Origin of the sequence: Streptomyces sp. AC1-42W, assembly GCF_003248355.1 — a bacterium.
Taxonomy (GTDB): domain Bacteria; phylum Actinomycetota; class Actinomycetes; order Streptomycetales; family Streptomycetaceae; genus Streptomyces.
In genome coordinates, this window is sequence record NZ_QKWY01000002.1 from 2,781,950 (window position 1) to 2,805,110 (window position 23,161).

Here is a 23,161-nt window from a genome sequence, read left to right on the forward strand (position 1 = left end):
TCTCAGGCGCTCCCCGGCAGCGCGCCGGACAGCTGGAGGAGTTCCAGGAAGGCGTCGATGCCCTCCGGGACCGGCCAGTCGGTGTCCCGCATCGACGCCAGGTCCACCGCGGCCCGCGCCGCCACATCCGGCACGCCCGCCTCGACCGCCTTGGCCAGCACCGCCCAGCCCGCCTCCCAGCGCGGCCGGGTGAGATCGGCCTGGACGGCGGCCACCACCGCGATCAGGAAGGCCAGTTGCCGGTCCCCGCGCTCGGGCAGCGCGAAGGCGTCCGGGTCGGCCAGCACCCGGTCCGGGTCGGGCAGATCCAGGTTCTCCAGGTACGAGAGCAGCTCGATGCCCGCCCCGTCCCCGACCGCGCCGGTCAGCGCGGCGGCCACCGCGTCCCGGCCGGTGCCGGTGGCGTACCCGGTGGCGAGCAGCCGCAGCGCCATGTCCCAGGTCCGGGGCGACGGCCAGGCCCTGCCCCGGCTCTCCGCGTCGGCCGGCAGGTGGTGGACCAGCCCCGGCCGGGCGGTGAGGAAACCGGAGACGGCACCCCGGGCCCGCGCCACCGCGCCCGCCGCCCGCGCGGGATCGACGACGGGGACAGGCGCAGTCGGCCAGGTGCCGGCCATGCCGCGGGCGACGGTGCGCGGGTCGTGCGTCCAGTGCAGATGCACGAAGCGGTTGGCGAGCGGCGGGCTGAGGTGCCAGCCGTCCGCCGCGCTGGACGGCGGATTGGCCGCCGCCACGATGCGTACGCCCTCCGGCAGCTCCAGGCTGCCCACCCGGCGTTCCAGCACGACGCGCAGCAGGGCGGCCTGCACGGCCGGGGGAGCGGAGGACAACTCGTCGAAGAACAGCAGCCCCCGGCCGCGTCCGGCGAGCCGCACCGCCCAGTCCGGCGGTGCCATCGGCACCCCGGTGGTGGCCGGGTCGTCGCCGACGACGGGCAGCCCGGCGAAGTCGGACGGTTCGTGGACGCTGGCGATGACGGTCTCCAGCTCCAGGCCGAGTCCCGCCGCGAGCTGTTCGAGCCCCGCCGACTTGCCGATACCCGGCTCACCCCACAGCAGGACCGGCTGATTGGCCGTCACCGCCAGGGACAGCGCCTCCAGCTGCGGGCTTGCGACGGTCTCGGTGCGGGTGGCCCGCAGCCGGCCGTTCAGCGCGTCGGCCGCGTCCAGGGGATGCGGCGCCGGCCGCGCTGCGGGCCGGGCCGGCCGGGCGGGGGCGCCGGGGGCCGCGGTGCTCACCCCTCCTCACCTTCCTCTTCCTCGTCGTAGGCGAAGTGGTTGTCCTCGTCGTCGTTGTCGTCCCACTCGTCCCACCAGTCCGACCCGGCGTCCGGGTGCTCCGCGAGCACCCGCTCCGCGAGGAACGCCAGATCGGCCCGCCGGTACTTGCGGATCATCTGTTCCAGGGACAGTTCGGTCTGGTCGCTCACGTCGATGCGGGCGCCCGCATCGACGAGGGCCCGGACGAGGGCCGCCGAGCCGCGCCCCGAGACCGCCGCGCCCAGCGGGGTGCGCTCGCGGTGGTCCCTGGCCTCCAGGTCGAGACCGGCCGCCAGCAGCCGGGGCAGCAGCTCGGTGTGGTCGAGCAGCGGCAGGACGTGGAGCAGGGTGTGCCGGCCGGCGTCCCGGACGCGCGGATCGACGCCCGCGTCCAGGAGGGCGACGACGCCCGCCGTGTCGCCGTGCTGGGCGCGCAGGAACAGGTCGCGGCGCTGGGCGGCGAGCGCCCTGGGCAGCCGGCCGGTGCCGGTGAGGCAGCTGTGCTCGACGGCGAAGCAGCCGGTGACCGCCCCGCCGAACGCGCGCAGGGCGTTCTCGCGCTGCCGCTCCTGCGCGGTGTGCGGCGAGTCCAGCGAGCCGTCCCGGAAGCGGACCTCGTGCCACTCGCCCCGGCACCGCACCCGCACCGGGGCGGGCGGCGTGGGGCCGGGCGGACCGAACGGGCCCTCGTGCTCCGGGAACAGCGCCCCGGCCACCAGCGGATGCAGCTGTGCCGGGGTCAGGACGCCGTCGCCCAGCAGGTCCAGGTCGGGCAGCCGGCGCCAGAGCGCCTCGGGCAGCGGCACCGCGTCCCCGGCGGCCTCGCGGTCGACGACCACGATCCGCATCCGGCCGCCGAGCCCCGGCGCGGTGAAGCCGAGCAGTACGCGCGCCCGCCAGTCGTGGGCGATCTGGAACCGTTCCGCGGTGCCGAGGCGGGCGAACCGGCGCACCTCCGCCTCCAGCCGGGGCACGTCCAGCGCGAGGCCGGTCATGATCGCCTCGGGCGTGGTCCGGTAGTACCGGGGCAGTTGCGGCGGCGTCGGGTCCCACTCGATGCCGGCCCCGGCCAGCGCGTCGGCGATCCGGCCCCGATGGTGCAGCAGATTCAGCCACTCCGCGCGGGACACCGGGTCGGCGGTGCCCGGATCGCCCTGCGGGAGCCGGTCCGCGGGGAGCGGGGTGCCGTCCGGGGCGAGGAACGGCAGCCGGTCCGCGCCGCCGGCCCGGGCCCGCAGTTCGCCGGTCCGGCTCGCCCGCCACAGGTGCCCGAGACCGCGCCAGTCGTCGGCGTTCCCGGCGACGGCGGCCCGGCCGCGCAGCGGCCCGAAGCGGAGCGGGAGGCGCTGCGGGCCGTCCACCATGGGCGGGGTGCGCAGCTGGAGGTACGCGGGCCCGGCGCCGTAACCCGCCAGGAGCACGGTGCGTTCGGTGGCCAGGGTCGAACGCCCGGCGAGTATGCGGGGCAGATGCCAGCGCAGCAGGTCCGGGACCAGGTCGCGCAGGTCGGCCAGGAGGGCTTCGGCGACCTCGGCGCCGTAGCGGGCGGCGACCTTCTCCGGGTCGATGCGCACGTCGAAGCCGGCGGCCGCGCAGGCGCCCCGCCAGTCACCGGCCGCCCGCCGTGCGGCGGTCGCCTCGATCATGGTGCGCGGCACCGCGTACCGGCGGACCTGGCGCAGGCTCGACGCCTCCTGCGGGGACAGGAACGGCCGGACGTCCTGGCCGGTCATCGGTACAGGCTCCGGACCGCGCGCAGGTCGGTGTGCGCGCCGGCGTCCGGCCGCAGCAGCGTCGCGAAGGTGCGCTTCACCCGGCGCGGCAGTCCGGGGCCCAGGCCCACGTACTCCAGCCGGGAGCCGGGCGAGAGGGCGGCGAGCAGGGTCTTGGCGCCCCGGCCGGTCAGCCCGGTGTGGCGGAGTTCGAGGCGGCGCAGCGGGCTGCCGGGGAGCGCGGCGGCCAGCGCGTCCGCGCCCCGGTCGCCGGTGGTGTTGGGCGGGGCGCCGAGGCTGCGTTCCGAGCGCGGCCGGCCCAGGTCCAGCGCCTCGATCCCGTCGAGCGCGCCGGCCAGGGCGCGGGCTCCGGCGGGCCCGATGCCGTTGCCGCCGAGCCCGAGCCGGATGGGGCGGGCCGGGTCGGCGGTGGCCGCCAGCACGGCCGCGCCCTCGTCGCCGAGGTGGTTGCAGGGCAGGTAGAGCTCCCGGACGCCCGCGTCCAGGATCAGCCGGGCGAGCAGCGGCGCGGCGTCGGCGCCGAGCCCGTTGCCGCCGAGGAAGAGCCGTTCGACGGGGTGCGGGCGGTCGCTCAGGACGTCGAGCAGGGCGGTGAGGCCGTCCTCGGTGACGCCGGTGTTGACCAGGTCGAGGGTGCGCAGGGTGGTGTTGCGGCGCAGCATCGGGGCCAGGGCGCGGACGCCGGTGTCCCCGAGCGGGTTGCGCTTGAGCCAGAGCGCCCGGACGGTGTCGTCGCCGGCCAGCGCCCCGGCGAGCGCGGTGGCGCCTGCGGGGCCGATGCGGTTGCAGCCGAGGTAGACGGTGCGCAGTCCGTGTCCGCCGCCGGTCAGGGCCGCCGCGACGGCGGTCGCGCCCTCGTCGCCCAGCGCGTTGGTGCCGAGGAGCACGTGCGCGGCGTGCGGTGAGCGGGCGGCGGCGGGCATGACCAGGGCGGCGCCGGCCGGTCCGAGTCCCTGCTTGCACAGGTCCAGCCGGCCGTCGGCCCGCAGCGCGCCCAGCGGATAGGTCTCGTCGGCCTCGACGAGCGGGTGCGCGGCCAGCCGGTCGAGCAGCGGGCCGAGCAGGGCCGGGTCGGCGAGGGGCAGGTCCGGATGCTCAATGGCCGGACAGCGCACAGGTATCGGCTGCGACATCGCTTCTCCCCAGTCCCCCGCGGGCCGGTGCCCGGCGGGGGAGGGGCGACCGTGCGCTCCGCCCGTTCGGGACGAACCGACGCCGTCGACTCTCCTCTACGAAAAGGTGGCAAGACAGGTCGGATTCGAACCGACGTCCTCCAGCTTGCTGCTAGGGCGCGACGACCTCTGCGCTACAGCCTTGCCGTCGATGATCCTAACCATCTCCGGGACTTATTCGCACACCTGCGCCATCGCAGGCCGGAGGAGGTGCCGTCCGGCCGATCCGGAACCTCAAGTGGTCTGTACCTATTGACGACTTGGTGTAGACCAATTACCTTCCCCTGTGCTCCATGGCACGACATCCGCACCTCCCCCGAGGACCGCCTCACCGGTCCCTGCCGCAAGGGAGAACCATGTTCGCGCACATGCCATTGAGACGGAGAACGACTACCGCGCTGATCGCCGTACTCGGCCTCCTCCTCGCACTCCTGTCGCTCCAGGCCGTCCCCGCGCACGCGGCGGGCAAGCTCACGGCGACGTTCACCTCCGCCGACAACGGGCCCTGGTGGAAGGGCACGTACATCCTCCACAACGACACGGACACCGCCGTCACCGGCTGGAGCCTGGAGTTCGACCTGCCCTCCGGCGTCGCGATCCAGTCCTCGTACAACGGGGCCGTGACCACCCAGGGCAGCCACATCACCGCCGTCAACGCCCACTACAACGGCACGGTCGCCGCGCACAGCACGACCGAGCCGTTCAGCTTCTGGTTCGTCGCCACCGGCCCGATCACCGAGCCGACCGGCTGCCGGATCAACGGCGACAAGTGCGACGGCTCCGCCGACGAGCCGCCGGGCGCGCCCAGCGGGCTGAAGCAGACCGATGTCACCGCCCGTACCGCGTCGCTGTCCTGGACGGCCTCCACCGCGGGCGACTTCCCCGTGGCCTCGTACGACGTCCTCGCGGACGGAAAGGTCGTCGGCTCCGCCACCGCGGCCACCTCCGTCACGGTCACCGGCCTGACCCCGGCCACCACCTACGCGGTCACCGTCCGGGCCAAGGACACGCGCGGCAACGTCTCAGCCGAGAGCGCCCCGCTGTCCGTCACCACCGTCGACCCGGCCACCGACACCCAGGCCCCGACGGCCCCCGGCTCCCTGCGCTCCACCGCCGCCGACGCCTCGTCCGTGACGCTGGCCTGGAACGCCGCGACGGACAACAAGCGCGTCGCCGCGTACGACGTCTACAAGGGCTCCGAGCTGGCCACCACGGTCTCCGGCACCACGACCACCGCCACCATCGGCGGCCTGTCGCCCGCGACCTCGTACACCTTCACCGTGAAGGCCCGCGACGCCGCGGACAACGCCTCACCGGCGAGCAACGCCCTCACCGTGAAGACCGACGACATCGTCGGCGAGGGCAACTACGCCAAGGTCGGCTACTTCGTGCAGTGGGGCATCTACGGCCGCCAGTACTTCGTGAAGAACCTGGAGACCTCGGGCGCCGCCGACAAGCTCGACATCATCAACTACTCGTTCGCCAACATCGACCCCAACAACCTCACCTGCCTCAACGGCGTCACCAAGGGCACCACCGCCGACCCGCAGGACCCCGAGCAGGGGACCGGCGCCGGTGACGCGGACGCCGACTACGCCCGCCCGTTCAGTGCCGCCCAGTCCGTGGACGGCGTCGCGGACGACGGCTGGGCCAAGCTGCGCGGCAACTTCAACCAGCTCAAGAAGCTGAAGAAGCTGCACCCGGACCTCAAGATCGTGGTCTCGCTCGGCGGCTGGACCTACTCCAAGTACTTCTCGGACGTCGCCGCCACCGACGCCGCCCGCAAGAAGTTCGTCTCCTCCTGCATCGACATGTACATCAAGGGCAACCTGCCCGTGTACAACGGCGCCGGCGGACCGGGCACCGCGGCCGGCATCTTCGACGGCTTCGACATCGACTGGGAGTGGCCGGGCACCGGCACCGGGCACCCCGGTAACCACTACTCGCCCGACGACAAGGACAACCTGACCCTGCTGCTCGCCGAGTTCCGCAAGCAGCTCGACGCGCTGGGCGGCGGCCACCGCCTGCTCACCGCCTTCACCCCCGCCGACCCGCAGAAGATCGACGAGGGCTGGGACCTGTCCAAGGTCTTCGACTCGCTCGACGTCGCCAACGTCCAGGGCTACGACTTCCACGGCTCCGGCAGCGACAACTCCTGGGAGCCGAACCGCACCGGCCACCAGGCCAACCTCTACAACGACGCCCAGGACCCGTACGACTTCCACTTCAGCGCCGACACCGCCATCAAGGCGTACACCGACGCCGGTGTGGACCCCCGCAAGCTGACCCTCGGCATCCCCTTCTACGGGCGGGGCTGGCAGGGCGTCACGGACGGCGGCGTCGCGGGTGAATGGCAGTCGGCGGGCGGAGCCGCTCCCGGCCAGTTCGCCGAGGAGGCCGGCACCCGGGGCTACTCGAACCTCATCGGCGCCTACCCGACGATGACGGTCCATCACGACGAGCAGTCCATCTCCACCTACGGCTACACCGGAAGCCAGTGGTGGTCCTTCGACGACGCCTGGTCCATCGGCAAGAAGACCCAGTACGTCAAGGACAAGGGGCTGCTGGGCGTCATGGTCTGGGAGATGTCGGGAGACACCGCCCAGGGGACGCTGATGAACGCCCTGGAGAACGGGTTGAAGTAGCCCAGGAAGGATATTCCTCTCGAATCGAGACTTACCGCGCATAGCGGTAGGCTGGTCACGGCGGTGCCCCGGTGGCACCGCCGTGTCTCACGACCGGGCCCGGTACGCGGCCCGGACCCAGCTGTTCGATGCGCGGGAGGAACCATGACCAACCCCGAGCAGGACCCGAACCAGCAGGAAGGCCCCGCGGACGGCGGTGCCGCGGGCACGCCCGGCGTCCACGACGGCGGAGCGGACGGCGGCGCCGAAGGCCCCGCGGACGGGGGCGCGGCCGGTACGCCGGGTGTCCACGACGGCGGTGCGGACGGCGGTGCCGATGGTGGTGCCGACGGTGGGGCGGATGGCGGTGCCGACGGTGGGGCGGATGGCGGTGCCGATGGTGGTGCCGACGGTGGGGCGGATGGCGGTGCGGATGGCGGCGCCTCCGGCAGCGGTTCTTGAGTACGTCCCCGCCCGGCATCCGGGACCCCCGGACCGCGACGGCGGCTCCAGGGGTCCTGGAGTCGCGTCTGACGCCCGGCCTCGACCGGGAGGCGTTCGCCCGTGACATCTGGTCCCGGACCCCGCTGCTCAGCCGCCGGGCCGGCGACTTCTCCGACCTCTTCTCGGCCGGCGCCGTCGACGAACTCCTCTCGCGGCGCGGACTGCGTGCGCCGTTCCTCCGCGTCGCCAAGAACGGCACCACGCTCCCCGACGCCTCGTTCACCTCGCCCGCCGGGGTGGGCGCCACCATCGGCGACCAGGCCGACGACACCGCGCTGTGGCGGGAGTTCGCGGACGGCGCCACCCTCGTCCTCCAGGCCCTCCAGCGCACCTGGGCCCCCATCGGCGCGTTCACCGCCGCGCTCGCCGCCGAACTCGGCCACCCGGTCCAGGCCAACGCCTACGTCACCCCGCCGCAGAACCGGGGCTTCGACGCCCACTACGACGTCCACGACGTCTTCGTGCTCCAGATCGAGGGCACCAAGCGCTGGACCGTGCACCCGCCCGTGCACCCCGACCCGCTGCGCGACCAGCCCTGGACCGACCACCGCAAGGCCGTCACCGAGGCAGCGCGCGGCGAACCCCACCTCGACACCGTCCTCGCCCCCGGCGACGTCCTCTACCTGCCGCGCGGCTGGCTGCACGCCGCCGAGGCCCAGGGTGAGGTGGCGATCCACCTCACCCTCGGCGTCCACGCGTGGACCCGCTACGCGCTGGCCGAACAGCTGATGCGCGCCGCCCTCGCCGAACTGCGCGAGGACCCCTGGGCCCGCGCCTCCCTGCCGCTGGGCGCGGACCGCGCCGACGAGGACATCGCCCCGGTCCGCGAACGCCTCGCCGCCGCCCTCGCCGCTACCGACGCGGCCCCCCGCCTGCACCGCACCCGGCGCGCCGAGGCCCGGCCCGCACCGCTGGGCCCCCTCGCCCAGCTCGCCGCCCTGCGGCGGCTCGGCCCCGGCACCCCGGTCCGGCTCCGGGGCGCCCTCGAAGCCCGCCTCGACGGCCGCCGCCTGATCACCCGGGCGGGCAGGCTGGACTTCCCGGAGACCGACATCCCGGCCCTGCGCCGGCTGCTCTCCGGCGAGGTGCGCACGGCGGGCGACCTCGGCCTCGCCTGCGCGGGGAGGCTGCTGCGCGCGGGCGTCCTCGTACCGGCGGCCGCGTGACGGCGGCTCCGTGACGGCGGAACGCTTCTTCTGCGCCGACGACGCCCGCGCCCGGGGCGACGCGCTGCCGGGCACCGCCCCGTACGGGCTCGTCTGGGTGCTGGTCGAGCACCAGGGGCCCTGGCCGGCCAACGGCTACGACGGCCTCCCCCTCGACCCCGTGCCCAAGGCGCTCCTCTTCGAGGCGGCGAGCGCCGTACGGGCCCGCATCCTCCTGATCCGCCGCCACGGCCGCCGCACGGGCGACCCCGGACCCCGGCGCTGGGCCGTCCTGCGGTACGACGCCACCGGCCGGCATCGTCAGCGGTGGGGGACCTGGGAGCGCGACGAGGACCTGGCCCGCGCCGCCGACGCGCTCGGCGCACCGGGGGAGCCGGGCCTGCCGCCCGTCGTCCTCGTCTGCGTCCACGGCCGGCACGACACCTGCTGCGCGCTGCGCGGCCGCCCGGTCGCCGCCGCGCTGAGCGAGCGGTGGCCCGATCCGGTGTGGGAGTGCACGCATGTGGGCGGCGACCGGTTCGCCGCCAATGTGCTCGTCGCGCCCGACGGCGTCTACTACGGCGGCCTGGACGGGCCCTCCTCGGTCGACGTGGTCGGGCAGCACCTCGCGGACCGGGTCCACGCCGGACATCTGCGCGGCTACACCGACCTCTTCCCGGCCCAGCAGGCCGCCGTCGCCGCGCTGCTCGCCCGCCACGGCCCGGCCGGCCGGCACGCCTACACGGTCACCGGCACCTCACGGGCGGGCCCGCACTGGCTGATCCGCGTCACCGGCCCCGCACCCCGCGCGACCGCGTACGACGTGGAAGTCACCGCACACCGCGCCCCGCCACACCAACTGACCTGCAACGGACCGGCGACGAGCACGGCCATGGTCCACGAGGTGACCGCGATCCGGGTGGGCTGAAGGTTCCGCAGGGCCCCCGCGGCCACGGCACGGAGCGTGCATCGGGCAGGTCACCGCTGGGAGCGGCCGGCGACCAGACAGGCGGACAGGTCCCTGAACCAGGCCAACAGTTCGGACGGCTCCCGGTCCAGGTCCACGACGTGCTGGTGCAGTCGCACCCCACTGTGGTCGCCCGGCCGACGGCTACCGCGAACCTCGTGGATCCGCTCCCCGTGCTGTCCGGCGGCGTAGACGAGATGCCCTTCGCTCAGACCGAGCACGGTGCAGTAGGCGAGCATCTGGTAGAGGTCCGCGCTGGGGTACGCCCCGGCCTTCTCCGCCTTGTACTTGGCATCGACGACCGCGACCGGAACACGTCCGTCCGGCTGGTGGACGACCAGGTCCGGGCGCATTCGGATGCTGCGGGCTCTGTCGAAATGATGCGCGTCCTGCAACCGGCCGATGAGCCCGTGTTCGCGGAGAGCTTCCCGCAGGGCGCCGGTGATGAAGTCCTCGAAGAGGACGTTCATGTCGAAGAGGAATCCATGCAGAGGGAGTTCGCCGGGCCGGTGCTCGGGTGACGTGCCGCGGAGTACCGCCTCGGACAGCTGCAACGCGGGCCGGTAGCGGGCATTGAGCCGAGACGGCGTCCACCCGGGCAGGCCCCGTCCTCGGACGAGTGGCGCGGCATCGGCAAGCCGTACCCGCTGGTGGTTCAAGCGCCGTCGCACATCACCGGGAACGTCGGGAAGCCGTAGCAGCGCCTCGCAGGCCGCCCGCAGGATCCGGTTCTCGGGGATGTCCGAGGTGTACGCGTCGTAGGCGATCTCGACCGGTGGGGTCCGGCCGAAGTGCCGCCGGATCTGCTCTGCCTCGCGTACTCGTCCGCGCAGGACGAGCGCCGACTCCTCGACCCGCCGGTAGCCCTGGAGAACCCCCTGGCGCAAGGCATGGTCGATCTGCCGCTCCACGGCGTACGCGAGTGCGGGCACGACCCCCTGGTGGGCGCCGACGTCGACGGTGCCGTCGCTCCCCTGCCGCCAGGCCCGGGTGGGGTCGAGGCTGAAGCCGAGGAGGAAGAACAGGCGGCGGACGGGGGTCTTCGGCACGATCCGCAGGGTGAGCGCCTCGCGGGACCGGGCGGCCGGGGCCGAGGCGCCGGCCGGCAGCGGCACGCGGACGGCCCCGACGCGGCTTCCTGCCCGCAGAAGCCAGTGGCCGGGGCGTTCGGGGTTCGGGGCGGCTGACTCCAGCACGCCGGAGGCGGCCAGCGCGCGACCGGCGGCGGCGTCGAGCGGGACGGAGCGGGCCGGGGCATGCTCCCGCAGCATGATCGCCGGTTCTGCGCCGTGACCGCGGGGTGGCGGCACCGGCGAGGCGGCGGGGCCCGCGTTCCGCGGCGTGCTCACCCTCGCGCTTCCCGCAGTGCGTCGAGGCCATAGCGGTGCTCGATGTCGATGCCTTCGCCGAAGTGGTACTCGCTCAGCAGCGGAAGGATCTTCGTCCGCCATGTGCGGTCGAGGCCGCCGGGCCGATGGGCACCGGGCTTCATCAGGTACGAGGGGCCGATGGCGAAGTCCGGGTCGTGCAGGCGGCCGTTCAGGGCGTCGAGGAGGCGGGCGGGCTCGTCATCCTTGCCCTCGCGCTCAAGCCAACGGGCCAGCAGGCCGCGCGTCGGTTCGGTACGAGGGGAGAGCTCCACGAAGGCGAACCGGCGGCGCATCGCGGCATCGACGAGAGCGATGGAGCGGTCGGCGGTGTTCATGGTGCCGATCACGAACAGATTCGGTGGCAGGGCGAAGTCGTCCCCGGAGTAGGTGAGGCGGACTGTCTTCTTGCGGTACTCGAGCAGGAAGTACAGCTCACCGAACACCTTGGCCAGGTTGGCACGGTTGATCTCGTCGATGATTAGGAAGTGCGGGATGTGTTTGTTGCCCTCGCGCGAGGCGAGGTCGGCGAGTTCGCGCAGCGGACCGGCGGTCAGGCGAAAGGCGACCTCGCGGGTCTCCGGATCCTCGGCGGGCCGGAAACCTTCGAAGAAGTCCTCGTAGGCGTACGACGGGTGGAACTGCACCAGCTTGACCTGCTCGGCGCCGCCCCCGAAGTGTTCAGCGAGCTTCATCGCCAGGTAGGTCTTGCCGGTCCCGGGAGGCCCGTAGAAGACCAACTGGCGTTCGTCCCAGAGCAGTTCCCGGGCCTCGTCGAGCCAGGCCCGGTCGTGGACCAGGAGTTCCGAGGCGAGAGCATCCGTGACCGGGGGAAGTTCCAGTTTCTTCGTCTGCGCTGGGGGCACTTCCTCATCCGGTGCCGGGGCGGGGGCGCCGAGCGCGGCCAGGGAATCCGCGACCGACGTGAGATCCACGACGTCATGCTGCACGGAGAGCTTCTGCTGAAGTTCTTCGGGCAGTTCGTCGTACGGACGCGCCTGGGACTGCCACGAGACGGCGCGGCGCAGGTTGGTCAGCCCGCCGGGGGAGTCGGTCTGCCGGGCCTCGCCGGCGATCTCCCCGAGATGGAGCTGCCCCTGGGACAGGGTGGCGACGGTGTCTCCGACGCGCATCTGCGTCAGGAAGGCGTGCAGGTCGTCGACGAGGCCGCGCTTCTGGCTGTACGAGGCGGTGCCTTCGTAGCCGTCCTCGACGTAGCGGCGCAGGCTGCTCTTCGTCGGGTCCGGCTCGTCCAGCGGCGGCAGATGGGCGCCGGACAGGGAGACGAGCCCCTCGTTCAGCCACAACCGGTGCACGAGGTCCCTGCCGGACACGTTGGAACCGCGCACGAGCCAGGACTTGCGCGGCGCACGCCAGCTCGGGGTGAGGTAGTCCGAGAGCGGATGCCCTGAGGCGTCCCGCCATGCCTCCGGGCCGCTCACGCCGTAGCCGATGACGAGCGAGGCGGCGGCGGAGGCGGAGTTGCACTCGATGTCCCGCGCCGCCACCCAGTACCGGCTTCCCCCGTCGGGGTCGTCGGCGAGGGAGCCGTCGGCACGGAGCGCGGTCCGCTGCCGGCGCGTGTGGTCGCTCAGGCCGGGCCACTCGTTCGCGCTGACGGACGACCCTTGACGTACCAGGAACCTGAGAGAACCGTTGTTCCCGAATTCGGTGCACAGGCACCCATGCGCGGTGGGACCGTCGCCGGGCAGCCTGAGGCGGAACTCGGGGTAGTCCGGGTGCTTCATGGAGGGCGGCCTTCCGGGTGGCGAGGGCGGGCTTGTGAGCAGTGTATCCGTTGACGTTGCTAACGGCTTCCATTTCGCACATGTGGGCGAGGTGGCGCGTCGGGGGCGTGCCAAGTGCGCCCTGTCGGGCCGGTGTCGACGGAGGTTGCGCTCAGGGTCGGCATGGAGGGAGTGCGCTCCCTTTTCAGAATCCGTTGACGTTGTAAACGGGTCGACTCTAGAGTGGGGCACGCTAACCCGCACTCTTCGCAGCGGTGAGGGAGGCACTGGACGTCAGGGGTGCGTGATGGGTGGGGATCTGGGCACGGAGCGACAGGCCATCGCTGCGGAGTTGCCCTCCGTAATCGAGCGGCTGAGGAGTTGTGCGTCCCGTGCGGGCGTGGTGAGTGAACGGGTTTTCATCGCGGAGGCCGCCCTCCTCGGGCTCACGACGGAAGGGCAGCGACGGGGACTGCGTAACGGCCTCGCCGCCGAGGGGATTCACGTGAAGGCGCCGCGTGGAACGCCCGAACGGAAGCCTCGGATCGCCTCCAAGCCTTCCGGCGTGCTGAGGCCGTCAGCTGCGCCACGGACGGCCAGGACCGAGCCGGTGGCCGCACCCGAACCGCCATCGCCCGTCCCTTCCGAGGCGGCCAAGCGGCTGATGTCGGCGCGTCGCATGCTGGCGCGCTACGCCGACTCCGACGGCACGGTCAGCAGGCTCGCTCGCGACGGTGTTGCGCGGCTGCACGGGCTCAGCGCTGCCGACATACAGGCACTGACCGCGGACTTCCCGGTGACGCGACCGCTTCCGGTTCGGGCCGCATCCGTACCTCCAACCGGCCCGGCGTCAACCAAGCAGTCGAGCGGCAGGACGAGGGACAGGCCCACTGTCTCCGCGCTGGAGACGCAGCACGCTGCCGCCGTCCGTGCGGCCCGCGCCGTACTGGAGGAGGACCGGTGGCGTCGGGACCGGTCCAAACCGTTACTGAGGGCGGAAGAGGAGGTAGGGCTCGCCGTCCTCCTGCGCGGAGGTACCGGTGACCTCGGCCGTGACGTTCGGGAAGAGGAGATCGCTGGGCTTTCGCGCACCTGCGAGCGGTGGCGTGCCTACGAGTGTCTGGTCCTCCACAATCAGCGGTTGGCCTGGAAGATCGCGCGTCATTACGAGGGGCGTGGGCTCGACAGTGACGATCTCGACCAGCATGGGATGCTCGGTCTGCTGCGCGCGGCCCGGAGGTTCGACGGCTCCAAGGGCTTCAAATTCTCCACCTACGCGACGTGGTGGATCAAGCAGAGCATCAGCCGTGCCATCGCCGACGAAGGCACCATGATTCGTCTTCCCGTGTACATCCATGAGCGTGTCAGCAAGGTCGCCAATGCCGAGCGGAAACTTCTGAACGAAGGCCGTCCCAGGACTGTCGACAACGTCGCCTATGCCACAGGTCTGACCTTTGCCCAGGTGGAGGAGGTGCGCAGGATCAGCCGCCCGACCGACTCGTTGGACCGAATTATCGGCGACGACACGGCGCTGGGTGACCTCATCATCGGGCCGAGCCGGCTTCCCGGGCCGCTTGTCGTGATTCTCCGTAAGGAGCTTCAGGCCCGTGTGCGGCTGGCATTGGAGGGCCTGGTCGAGCGGGAGCGGCACATCCTCATTCGAAGGACGGGCCTCGACGGTGACGAGCCGGCCACGTTGGAGGAGCTCGGAGTGGTCTTCGGCGTCACTCGCGAACGTATTAGGCAGGTCGAGTCCAAAGCGAAGGCGAAGTTCCGCGGGCAGGCGATTCGCCTCGGATTGGCGCCGGCACATCGCGCGCTCCGCTGAACACGGGCGAGCCCCGTCTGTCGGCATCGGCTTTGACCACGAACATCACATCGAAGGATCCACCCATGGACCCCCGCCAAGACCTGGTCGACTACCTCACCCGCCACCTCGTGGGCCCGGCCGCCGGAGAAGACGAGGTGCTCGATGCCCCGCCCGACCGCCAGTACCTGATGGGCACCCTGTACCCGCAGCAGGCCGAACTTCAACGGCGCCTCTCCCACGCGGTCGAGGATCCGGAGGGCCAGGGCGCTGAACAGGGCGCCCCCGACACGAGCCCGGCCGGCGACCCGTTGCCCGAGGGCAACAGCTGGCTCCCCGCCTCTCTCGGCCTCAGCTTCTACACCGACGCGCCCGCGGTCGAGGTCGGCTGCACTGCGGCCCGTTACGAGACGCTGAAGAGTGAGCCCGGGCGGGGGCGCCGCTGGCGCCGCATCGCACTCAAGCCCGAGACACACCTGATCGAGCCGGACCGCGACTGCGTTCCCGTCCTCGAAGAGCGAGCCGAGATCCGGCTGACCCGCCGCCCTTACGGCAAGGGCACGCTCGTCACCGTTGCCCTGGTGAATGCGGCCCGGCATGAGTTGACCGACAGCAAGCCGCCGAGCTGGGACGACATGCTCTTCCAGTGCGAACTGACCGCCCGTCCCGTTGACGGCAGTGTTCTCCCGTATCCCAGTGTGCGGCTTGCCAGCCGCGACCCTGAGGAGCGCGAACTGCGTCTGCAGTACCGGCACGTCATCACCCGTGCCGTCGGCCACGGCTGTGCCGTGAGAGAAGTCCTGGCCGAGGACGGATCGATTGAGCAGCTCTCCTGCGAGACCCTCCCGCGCGCCGAAGTCCCGGCCATCCGGGCCGGAGGCCCGCTGGACTCGCCCGTGCTCAGGCTCTCCCATCTGGCGGACCCCATCGTCGGAGTCCAGCAACTCGGCGCGGAACTCGCCGAGTTCGCGTCCACCTACCACGCCTGGTACGTGGGTCAACGTGCCGTTGAAGTGCCCTCCTGGGGCCAGGAGGCAGCCGACAGGATCCTTGACCGCATCGGTCGGGCCGTCAGGCGTATCGAGTCGGGCGTACGAACTCTCTGCGACCCGACCCGCCCCGAACTCCTCGCCGCCTTCCGTATCGCGCAGCGCACCATGCATCTGCAGATGCGCCACTCCGCACCCGACCTCGCAGGGCAGCGACGTCAGCGTGCTGATCCGACCGTCACCGCCCCGACTGTCGATGACACGGCGGCCTGGCGCCCCTTCCAGCTCGCGTTCTTCCTCCTCGCCCTCGACGGCCTCGCGGACCCGGAGCACCCAGACCGCGAGACAACCGACCTGATCTGGTTTCCGACCGGTGGGGGCAAGACCGAGGCGTACCTGCTGCTCGCCGCGTTCACCATCGCCCTGCGCCGCATTCGCAACGAAGGGGACGGAACAGCCGTCCTCAGCCGGTACACGCTCAGTCTGCTCACCACACAGCAGTTCCAGCGCGCCGCGACCACGATCTGCGCCATGGAGCAACTCCGTCTGACCGAGCCGGGCCTCGGACTCGGCACCGAACCGATCACCATCGGCCTCTGGGTCGGCGATTCCACCACACCCAACAGCTTCGAGGCCGCGAAGAAGGCGTTCGACGATCAGCGCGTGGCTGCCCGTCCCGAGGACATCTTCATTTTGGACCGCTGTCCCTGGTGCGGCACGCGCATCCTGCCCGCGGCCAGGTCCACTGTTCGGGCGGACTACGGAGTCCGGGCGGAGCTGGACGAGTTCTCCTTCTTCTGCACCCGCGACGAGTGCCGCTTCCACGAGGGCCTGCCCGTTGCCGTGGTCGACCAGCACCTTTATCGGAACCCGCCCACATTCGTGCTCGGTACCGTCGACAAGTTTGCGCGGCTCGCCTGGGAGCGTGATTCCGGTCGGCTCTTCGGCGCGGGCACCGACAACCCGCCCCCGTCGCTGATCATCCAGGACGAGCTGCACCTGCTCACGGGACCGCTCGGCACCACTGTCGGCCTCTACGAGTCCGCGATCCTCGAACTGTGCACCGGCACCGACCGCCACCCCCCGAAGATCGTCGCTGCGACCGCCACCATCCGCCGGTCGGCGGAACAGGTCCGGGCCCTCCACAACCAGGACGTGCAACTGTTCCCACCGTCCGGACTCGATGCCCGCGACAGCTTCTTCGCTCTCCCCGACGAGGGCCGTCCCGGCCGCCTCTACCTCGGCGTCATGGCGCAAGGACACACCGCGGGCCGCGGAGCCGTCGCCACCACGGCGGCCATGCTCCAAGGGGCCCACGAGCTCCCCGAGGATCACCGCGACGACTACTGGACCCTCGTCGCCTACCACCACAGCCTGCGCGAGCTCGGCCGTACCGTCACTGCCGCTGGTGATGACATCCCCGCTCAAATCCGCAGCCTCGACGAAGGCACCGGCGTCCGCACGCTCGGTGACAGTGATGTCGAGGAACTCACCAGCAACCTGCCGAGGGCCGAACAGCCCATCCTCCTCGATCGCCTGGAACAGCCCTGGACGGACCCACGCTCGGTTTCCTTCCTGCCCTGCACCAACATGCTGTCCGTAGGCGTCGACGTGAAGCGCCTCGCCTACATGCTCATGCAGGGTCAGCCCAAGACCACCGCCGAGTACATCCAGGCCACCAGCCGCGTGGGCCGCCACCGGGTGCCCGGCCTTGTCGTCACGTACTTCAACGCGACGCGCCCCCGCGACCGCTCCCACTATGAGACGTTCATCGACTACCACAGCGCCCTCTACCGCTTCGTCGAACCCGTCAGCATCACGCCCTGGTCGATCCCCGCGCGCAGTCGAGCCCTGCATGCCGCGCTCGTCATCCTCGTACGCCACGGCCTGGGCCTGGCCGCCGAGAACGCGGCGGGACAGATCGCCGGGCGACGGGCCGAGGCCGACGGGATCGCCGACGCAATTGCCGCCCGCGCGGCCACAGCCGAGTCCAGCGGCACTGACGGAGCACGCGGCGACGCCGTACGCGCCGCGGTGCGCCGTGAGCTCGGCTACCACCTGGACGACTGGTGCAGGCAGGCCGAGTCCGCGGCAGCCGAGGGCAAGGACCTCTACTACCGAAGCCAGGGCAAGGGTCAGCACAACCTGCTCAAGGGCTTCGAGCAGCGGTACGGACTGTGGGAGACCCTCAACTCCATGCGCAGCGTGGATCGCGAATGCCAGATCACGGTGACGGGAGCAGGAAAGTGACGCGCAAACTCAGGGTCCGCCAGGCGCAGACGGTGCTGCCATTCGGCGTCGGAGCCGTCCTCGACATCCAGGGCGAGTCGTTCGTCGCCGCCGGCATCGAGGCATGGCCGTACAAGGGCAAGACCCCCGTCGAGTCCGCCCGCCTCGCCGCCCGCCTCGGTGTCACCGGCTTTTTCGCTGCCCCGCACACCCTCAACGACCGCTACGACAAGGCTGAGCAGCCGGGCGCGCCCTACGTCCGATTCCCCGGCTGGCTGTTCTGCGGTGCCTGCCGGGCCATGGTCCGCTTCCTACGTGAGGACGAGCGTCCTGGCAAGCCGCCCGTCTGCACCTCCTGCGGTGCCGCACCGCGCCTCACTCCGATGAGGTTCGTCCGGATCTGCCCGGACGGTCATCTCGATGACGTCGACTGGTGGTACTGGACGCACTCGAAACTCTCGCCCGAAGCCCGGGAAGCCTGCTCCGAGGCGAGCAACACCTGGAAGGCGCGCCGGCTCAGCTTCCTCGTCGCAGACCGTGCCTCCGGCCTCGAAGCCCTCTCGGTCCAGTGCGGCGCCACTCGCCACGGCGGCGGAACGTGCGGTGCCCGTCGCGACCTGCTCGACATCCTCGGGCCGCAGGGCGGCAGCTGCTCCGGCCGCAACCCGTGGCAGCACTGGAAGCAGCGGGCGACCTGCGGCCAGCAGGTCCACATCGTGCAGCGGGCCGCGGGCAACGTCTACTACCCGACCGTCTACTCCGCGCTGGACATCCCCACGTCCGACGAGCAGCCTCAGGCCAACCAGGACAAGGCTGAAGCGGTACGCGGCCACGCCTACTGGGATCACCTGCTCGGCGCACTCGGCAAGCCCCGTGCCGCGACCTTCCGCGACATGATCAAAGAGGACACCGAAGCTTCGGACGACCTCATCGACAGGCTCATCGCGGAGGCCGCGGGCGCGCCCGCACCCCTGGCGGAGATCAAGCCCGCGGCTGCGAAGCTCGACCTCAGCCGAGACGAGTGGAACGCTTTCGCCGCCAACCAACTCCCGGAACCTGAGAAAGACTTTGCGGCACGTCGCACGGGCCTCGGCCTCGACGGGGAGAGGGAGGAGCCCTGGGCCACCCTCGCCTCGCTCGTCGACGGCGTCGTCCTCGTCGACCGCCTGCGCGAGGTACGCGCACTGACCGGCTTCCGGCGTCACACGCCGACCGGCACCCTCGTCCCCGCCGACACCAGCGGCCGACTGCGCTGGCTGCCCGCCAACGAGGTCTACGGCGAAGGCATCGTGCTCAGCCTCGACGAGAGGCGCCTCGCCGACTGGGAGTCGGATCCGCGAGTACGGGCCCATGTCGCAGGCGTCCGCACGGACCTCGACGAGTCGTTCCGCAAGGAGCAACTGGACGAAACCGTCGGCGCAGAGCTCTCCCCGCGATTCGTGCTCCTGCACACCCTCGCCCACCTCCTGATCCGCCAGCTGTCCTTCGACTCCGGCTACACCACGTCCAGCCTGCGCGAACGCGTATACGGGCGGCCCGAGTTCGGCCAGCGAGGTGTCTTGATCTACACGGCGGCCGGGGACGCCGAGGGTACCCTCGGCGGCCTGGTCCGCCAGGGCGAAGCCCCGCATTTCACCGAGACGCTCATCCGCATGCTGGAGGCGGCCGCCTGGTGCTCCGCCGACCCGCTCTGCGCCGAACACACCGGCCAGGGCTTCGGTAACCTCAACCGGGCCGCCTGCCATGCCTGCACCCTGCTCCCCGAGACAAGCTGCCAGACCGGCAACACGCTCCTCGACCGCGCCCTCGTCGTCGGGTCCGCCGGTGTCCCCGGCTACTTCACCGACGTCCTCGACGCCAGCCGCGAAGCGGCGGCCGCAACCGCCCTGGGATGACCCATGACCACTACGAACCCGGCCGCCACAGGCCCCGTACTCCACCCGGACCTCACCCCGGCCCAGCGGGACTGCCTCGACGCACTGCCTCTGACGGGCAACCACCTCGTCAGCGGGCCGCCCGGCAGCGGCAAGAGCCTGCTCGCCGCCCACCGGGCCGTGCACCTCGCCCTCACCGGCCGCCCCACTGTGCTGCTCACCCGCTCCAACCTGCTCCGTCAGCTCCTGCAGTCCACACTCGCCGGCCTCACGGTCCCGGGCGCGGCGATCGAGGCATCCACCGTCCACAGCTGGATCATGCGCCGGTTCGGCCACGGCACCGTGGGTACGGCGGACGGGTGGTTCGACTGGACCGAACTCACCGGGCTGGCCGCCGCCACGATCGACGCGAGCGAGACGACGGTGACCCCGCACCTCGTCGTGGACGAGGGCCAGGACATGCCGCCCGGCTTCTACAGGATGGCCCGCCTGGCCGCCGTGTCCATCACGGTGTTCGCCGACGAGTGCCAGCGCCTCACGGAGACGAATTCCACGCAGAACGAGATCGCGTCCGCGCTCGGCCACTCGAGCGGCCGCTTCGAGGTAGGCGGCAACCACCGCAACACCCGCGAGATCGCCTCCCTCGCCGAACACTTCCGAGTCGGCGCCACACAGCCGTACAAGCCGGTCCGCAGCGGCACGCTTCCTGCCATCCGTTGCTACTCGGGCCCGAAGGACCTCGCCGACGACATCGCCGGCATGGCGCTCCGCGCACCGAAGCAGCGCATCGGTGTCATCGTGAACTCCCTCCCCACGGCCGCAGACTTGATGCGCCGCCTCGAACGGGCCAACCTCCCCATCGAACCTCAGCTGTACAGCTCGACGGCCCAGAGCGGCCGCTACCGCAACCTCGACCTGACCCGCCCCGGCGTCGTCTTCGTGCACCGGGCCAGCGCCAAGGGTCTCGACTTCGACACGGTGTTCGTCGCCGACGCGGAAACCGACTCCGTCACCGACCCGACCGACGCGGCCCTGCGTATGGCGTACTACGTCATGATCACGAGGGCCCGCCGGCGCCTGATCCTGGGCTGGCAGGGGTCGCGGCTGCCGCGGCATCTGGAGGGGCTGGACGGCTTGGCGACGATGCGCTGAGCGGCGTGGGGCGAGACGTGGATCGTGCGCCATGACCTCGCCCCGCAGCGATGCCCGCGCTCACCACCGGGACGGCCGGGCGATCGCCGAGATCGGTGGAGCGCCCTCCGCGAACTGATCGAGCCCCTGCTTGCCGAGCCGTCCGAGGAGGACGAGTTGGGCATCGCGGGCGCTCCTGTCGTCACGAGATACGGCGCTGCGCAGGGCATCGCGGGCGGCGATGACCTCGGTGCGGATCGTCGTGGGGTAGGCGTCCTGTTCAGCGAGTCGGATGGCGTAGAGCGCGTTTCGGATGGACGGGTCGATGCCGGTCGACAAGTCCTCCGCCCGCTCCGTGGCCTCCCGCATCGCAGCCGTGTCCATGGCCTCGCGCGCGTCCCTGACGGCCTCGGCCGCGTTCCGCAGGCTCTCCACGAGTGCGGCAGGCAGCAGTCCGCGCCCGCCCTGGGCGAAGAGCCTTGCGCCGGCCTGGGCGCTTCGGGCGCGAGTGCAGAGATCAAGGGTGTCGCGGGCGGAGTCGAGCAGCCCGTCGAGGGAGCGGCTCATCGTCTCCCCGCGACCGAGGGCCGCGAGGGCCAGCATGGTCTCGGTGAGCGCGTCACGTTCGGCGTGGGTGAGCTCCTGCTTCCAGGTGTCCAGGAAGTCGGTGTAGCGGACGCGCAGGTACGCGGCCTTCCGTCCGACGGCGGGGGACACCAGGTTGCGCCGGAGTTCGGCACCGCACCAGTCGTCGGAGCCGAAGCGATACCGCAGCCCGATGGTCCGGTCGGCATCGAGCCTCACCTGAAGGGTGAGCGGTACGTCACCACGGAAGCCATCGGGGCGCTCATCGACGAAGCCGCCGCAGAATTCGTTGCGCTGGGCCGAGCGCAGATGCGGCCCTTCCCAGAGATTGATTGCCACGGAGGTGGCGTTGTCACTGCGGACTGCGAGGCCGTCCACCCGATGCCATTCGGTCGGGTACGGGGTACCGCCGGGGAAGAGGGCCTCCACGGTGCCGTCCGCGAGCTCGACCCCGATGGTCTGGGCCGTGACCTGCTGGGGGAGGGCGGTGCCGAAGTCGCCGCCGCAGTACGAGCAGGAGCTGAAGCCTGCGGCGTTGACCATGGAGCAGCCGGGGCACTTCAGGCCGCCGGAGTCCAGGACGGCGTCGCAGTCACCGCAGATGGTCGCTCCGGCGGGGTTGTCGTCCCGCCCGCAGGCCGGGCATTCGGAGGGAGCGACGGCTGGGGTGGCCGAGCGCAGTCCGGACAGGTCCGTGGCGCACACCGGGCAGGCGGCGGTGAGTTCGGGGGCCGGGACATGGCAGTCCGGGCAGTCGACTGTGGGCGTTCCGAGCAGCGGCACGGCACAGGCCGGGCAGGCCTCGGAATCCACGGGAATCTTCTCGACCGTGCACGTCTCGGAAGGGCAGTCGAGCGTCTGGAGGAGGCCGGCCTCAACCGCTGCGCCGTGCGCGACGGCAGTCATGGGGTCCACCGCGTCGGACACTGTGTCGGCGCCGAAGAGGTCCTCGAGCCCGCGCCGGACGGCCGGCACGAGGGTGGAGCCACCGACGAGGAGGACCCGCTGGACGTCCTCGGGTGTCGCGCTGTACTCGGTGAGCACCGCTTCGACCGTCTCCCTCATCCTGCTCAGGTGGCCGGTGAGGAGCGATTCGAAGTCGGCACGCCGAAGGGCCCCGGACCAGGCGCCGCCTTGCTTCCCGAGCGGGGCGAGGACGACCTCGGCGGTGTCCTGTGAGGACAGTTCGATCTTCGCCCGCTCGGCTGCGGCCCGGAGGCGGGATGCGTCTCCGTCCCCGTCGTGGTCGCGCTCGCCGAGTCGTGTCCTCAATTCGGTGTCGAGCAGCGCATCGAAGTCGGCGCCGCCGAGGAGGTTGTCACCGCCCAGCGCGGCTACGGAGAAGTGTCCGGGGCCGATTGCCAGGAGTGACACGTCGAAGGTGCCGCCGCCCAGATCGAAGACGAGCACGGTCGCGTAGTCCTTGAGCCCGCCCTCGCCAGGGCGGACCCCGAAGGCATGTGCGGCGGCCGTCGGTTCCTGCACGATGCGTGCCACGTGGAAGCCCGCCAGCCGCCCGGCCGACCGCACCGCGTCGAACTGGGGCTCGGCGAAGTACGCGGGCACGGTGATCACCGCACGTCGAAACGAGGTCCCCGCTGCGTCCTCGGCGTCCTTCCTGAGCCGGCGGAGCAGGATGGCGGACACCTGCACAGGGGAGAGCCAGTGTGAGCCGACCTGGATCTCCACAGCACCATCGGGGCTCTCCCGGACGGGCGGGGCGTCGTCGGGCCGGGTCTTCAGTGCCTTCTGGACGAGCTCGTCGTTCCAGCGTCGCCCGATGAGGCGCTTGACCTCGGTGATCACGGAACGGGGGGCGCCGCCGCGCCAGCTGAGGGCCTCCTGTCCGACGAGCAGGCCGCCGTCGGGGCCGACCCCCACGGCCGAGGGGGTCGCCCGGCCGCCGTCCCGGTTGGGCAGGACGACGGGGACGCCGTCGTGCATCCAGGCCGTGACGGAGTTGGTGGTGCCGAGATCGATACCGAGAGTCCGGTGCATGAAGGGCGTACTTTCTGATCGTCTTGGTACGGCGGTGGATGGGGGTGCGC

14 protein-coding genes and 1 tRNA gene are annotated in these 23,161 nt (G+C 71.7%); 8 read left to right on the forward strand and 7 right to left on the reverse strand.

Translation table 11 applies throughout. From position 1 onward, the window contains the following. Positions 1 to 2: 2 nt before the first annotated feature. The 4 genes from DNK56_RS30435 to DNK56_RS30450 all read right to left on the reverse strand — a co-directional run bounded on the left by DNK56_RS30435 (position 3) and on the right by DNK56_RS30450 (position 4,308). Entirely contained in the window at positions 3 to 1,238 is a 1,236-nt protein-coding gene (locus DNK56_RS30435) for an AAA family ATPase (protein WP_111338986.1), read from the reverse strand. Further along, positions 1,235 to 2,992 carry an ankyrin repeat domain-containing protein gene (locus DNK56_RS30440; RefSeq protein ID WP_111338987.1) on the reverse strand — a complete coding sequence of 586 codons (1,758 nt, stop codon included), beginning with the start codon at positions 2,990 to 2,992 and terminating at the stop codon, positions 1,235 to 1,237. The genes DNK56_RS30435 and DNK56_RS30440 overlap by 4 nt, the downstream gene beginning before the upstream one ends. After that, positions 2,989 to 4,125, reverse strand: a complete 1,137-nt coding sequence (locus DNK56_RS30445; protein ID WP_111338988.1) for a gala protein — start codon at positions 4,123 to 4,125, stop codon at positions 2,989 to 2,991. The genes DNK56_RS30440 and DNK56_RS30445 overlap by 4 nt, the downstream gene beginning before the upstream one ends. 107 nt (positions 4,126 to 4,232) lie before the next feature. Then, positions 4,233 to 4,308, reverse strand: a tRNA-Cys gene (locus tag DNK56_RS30450). Positions 4,309 to 4,520: 212 nt separating this feature from the next. On the opposite strand from DNK56_RS30450, the gene DNK56_RS30455 reads away from it, so the two are divergent. From DNK56_RS30455 to DNK56_RS30470, 4 genes are all read left to right on the forward strand, one after another. Further along, complete coding sequence (locus tag DNK56_RS30455; protein WP_111338989.1) at positions 4,521 to 6,809, forward strand: glycosyl hydrolase family 18 protein; 2,289 nt, start codon at positions 4,521 to 4,523, stop codon at positions 6,807 to 6,809. A gap of 144 nt (positions 6,810 to 6,953) precedes the next feature. Continuing rightward, the gene (locus tag DNK56_RS30460) at positions 6,954 to 7,250 is read left to right on the forward strand and encodes a BatC protein (protein ID WP_111338990.1); all 297 of its coding nucleotides are present in this window, start codon (positions 6,954 to 6,956) and stop codon (positions 7,248 to 7,250) included. Continuing rightward, positions 7,247 to 8,458 (forward strand): cupin domain-containing protein, encoded by a 1,212-nt coding sequence (locus tag DNK56_RS30465; RefSeq protein WP_111338991.1) that lies wholly within the window; start codon positions 7,247 to 7,249, stop codon positions 8,456 to 8,458. Before DNK56_RS30460 ends, DNK56_RS30465 begins: the two co-directional genes overlap by 4 nt. A 10-nt stretch (positions 8,459 to 8,468) precedes the next feature. Then, positions 8,469 to 9,365: a sucrase ferredoxin gene (locus DNK56_RS30470; RefSeq protein WP_111338992.1), complete on the forward strand. Its 897-nt coding sequence runs from the start codon at positions 8,469 to 8,471 to the stop codon at positions 9,363 to 9,365. A 50-nt stretch (positions 9,366 to 9,415) separates the two neighbouring features. Here DNK56_RS30470 and DNK56_RS30475 read toward each other — a convergent pair whose 3' ends face one another. Next, the gene (locus tag DNK56_RS30475) at positions 9,416 to 10,675 is read right to left on the reverse strand and encodes an McrC family protein (RefSeq protein WP_111339679.1); all 1,260 of its coding nucleotides are present in this window, start codon (positions 10,673 to 10,675) and stop codon (positions 9,416 to 9,418) included. 74 nt (positions 10,676 to 10,749) lie between these two features. Then, a complete protein-coding gene (locus DNK56_RS30480) occupies positions 10,750 to 12,519 on the reverse strand; it encodes a DUF4357 domain-containing protein (RefSeq protein WP_111338993.1) in 1,770 nt (589 codons plus the stop codon). Between the two features lie 589 nt (positions 12,520 to 13,108). Here DNK56_RS30480 and DNK56_RS30485 point away from each other — a divergent pair. From DNK56_RS30485 to DNK56_RS30500, 4 genes are all read left to right on the forward strand, one after another. Then, positions 13,109 to 14,326, forward strand: coding sequence for a sigma-70 family RNA polymerase sigma factor (locus tag DNK56_RS30485; RefSeq protein WP_241990135.1), 1,218 nt, complete (start codon positions 13,109 to 13,111; stop codon positions 14,324 to 14,326). A gap of 65 nt (positions 14,327 to 14,391) precedes the next feature. After that, positions 14,392 to 17,544: a helicase-related protein gene (locus DNK56_RS30490; RefSeq protein WP_111338995.1), complete on the forward strand. Its 3,153-nt coding sequence runs from the start codon at positions 14,392 to 14,394 to the stop codon at positions 17,542 to 17,544. After that, positions 17,541 to 19,418, forward strand: coding sequence for a DUF1998 domain-containing protein (drmB, locus tag DNK56_RS30495; RefSeq protein ID WP_111338996.1), 1,878 nt, complete (start codon positions 17,541 to 17,543; stop codon positions 19,416 to 19,418). Before DNK56_RS30490 ends, drmB begins: the two co-directional genes overlap by 4 nt. Positions 19,419 to 19,421: 3 nt before the next feature. After that, the gene (locus tag DNK56_RS30500; protein WP_111338997.1) at positions 19,422 to 20,549 is read left to right on the forward strand and encodes an AAA family ATPase; all 1,128 of its coding nucleotides are present in this window, start codon (positions 19,422 to 19,424) and stop codon (positions 20,547 to 20,549) included. A gap of 60 nt (positions 20,550 to 20,609) precedes the next feature. On the opposite strand, the gene DNK56_RS30505 is transcribed toward DNK56_RS30500, so the two are convergent. Then, a complete protein-coding gene (locus DNK56_RS30505; protein ID WP_111338998.1) occupies positions 20,610 to 23,111 on the reverse strand; it encodes an Hsp70 family protein in 2,502 nt (833 codons plus the stop codon). Between the last annotated feature and the right edge of the window lie 50 nt (positions 23,112 to 23,161).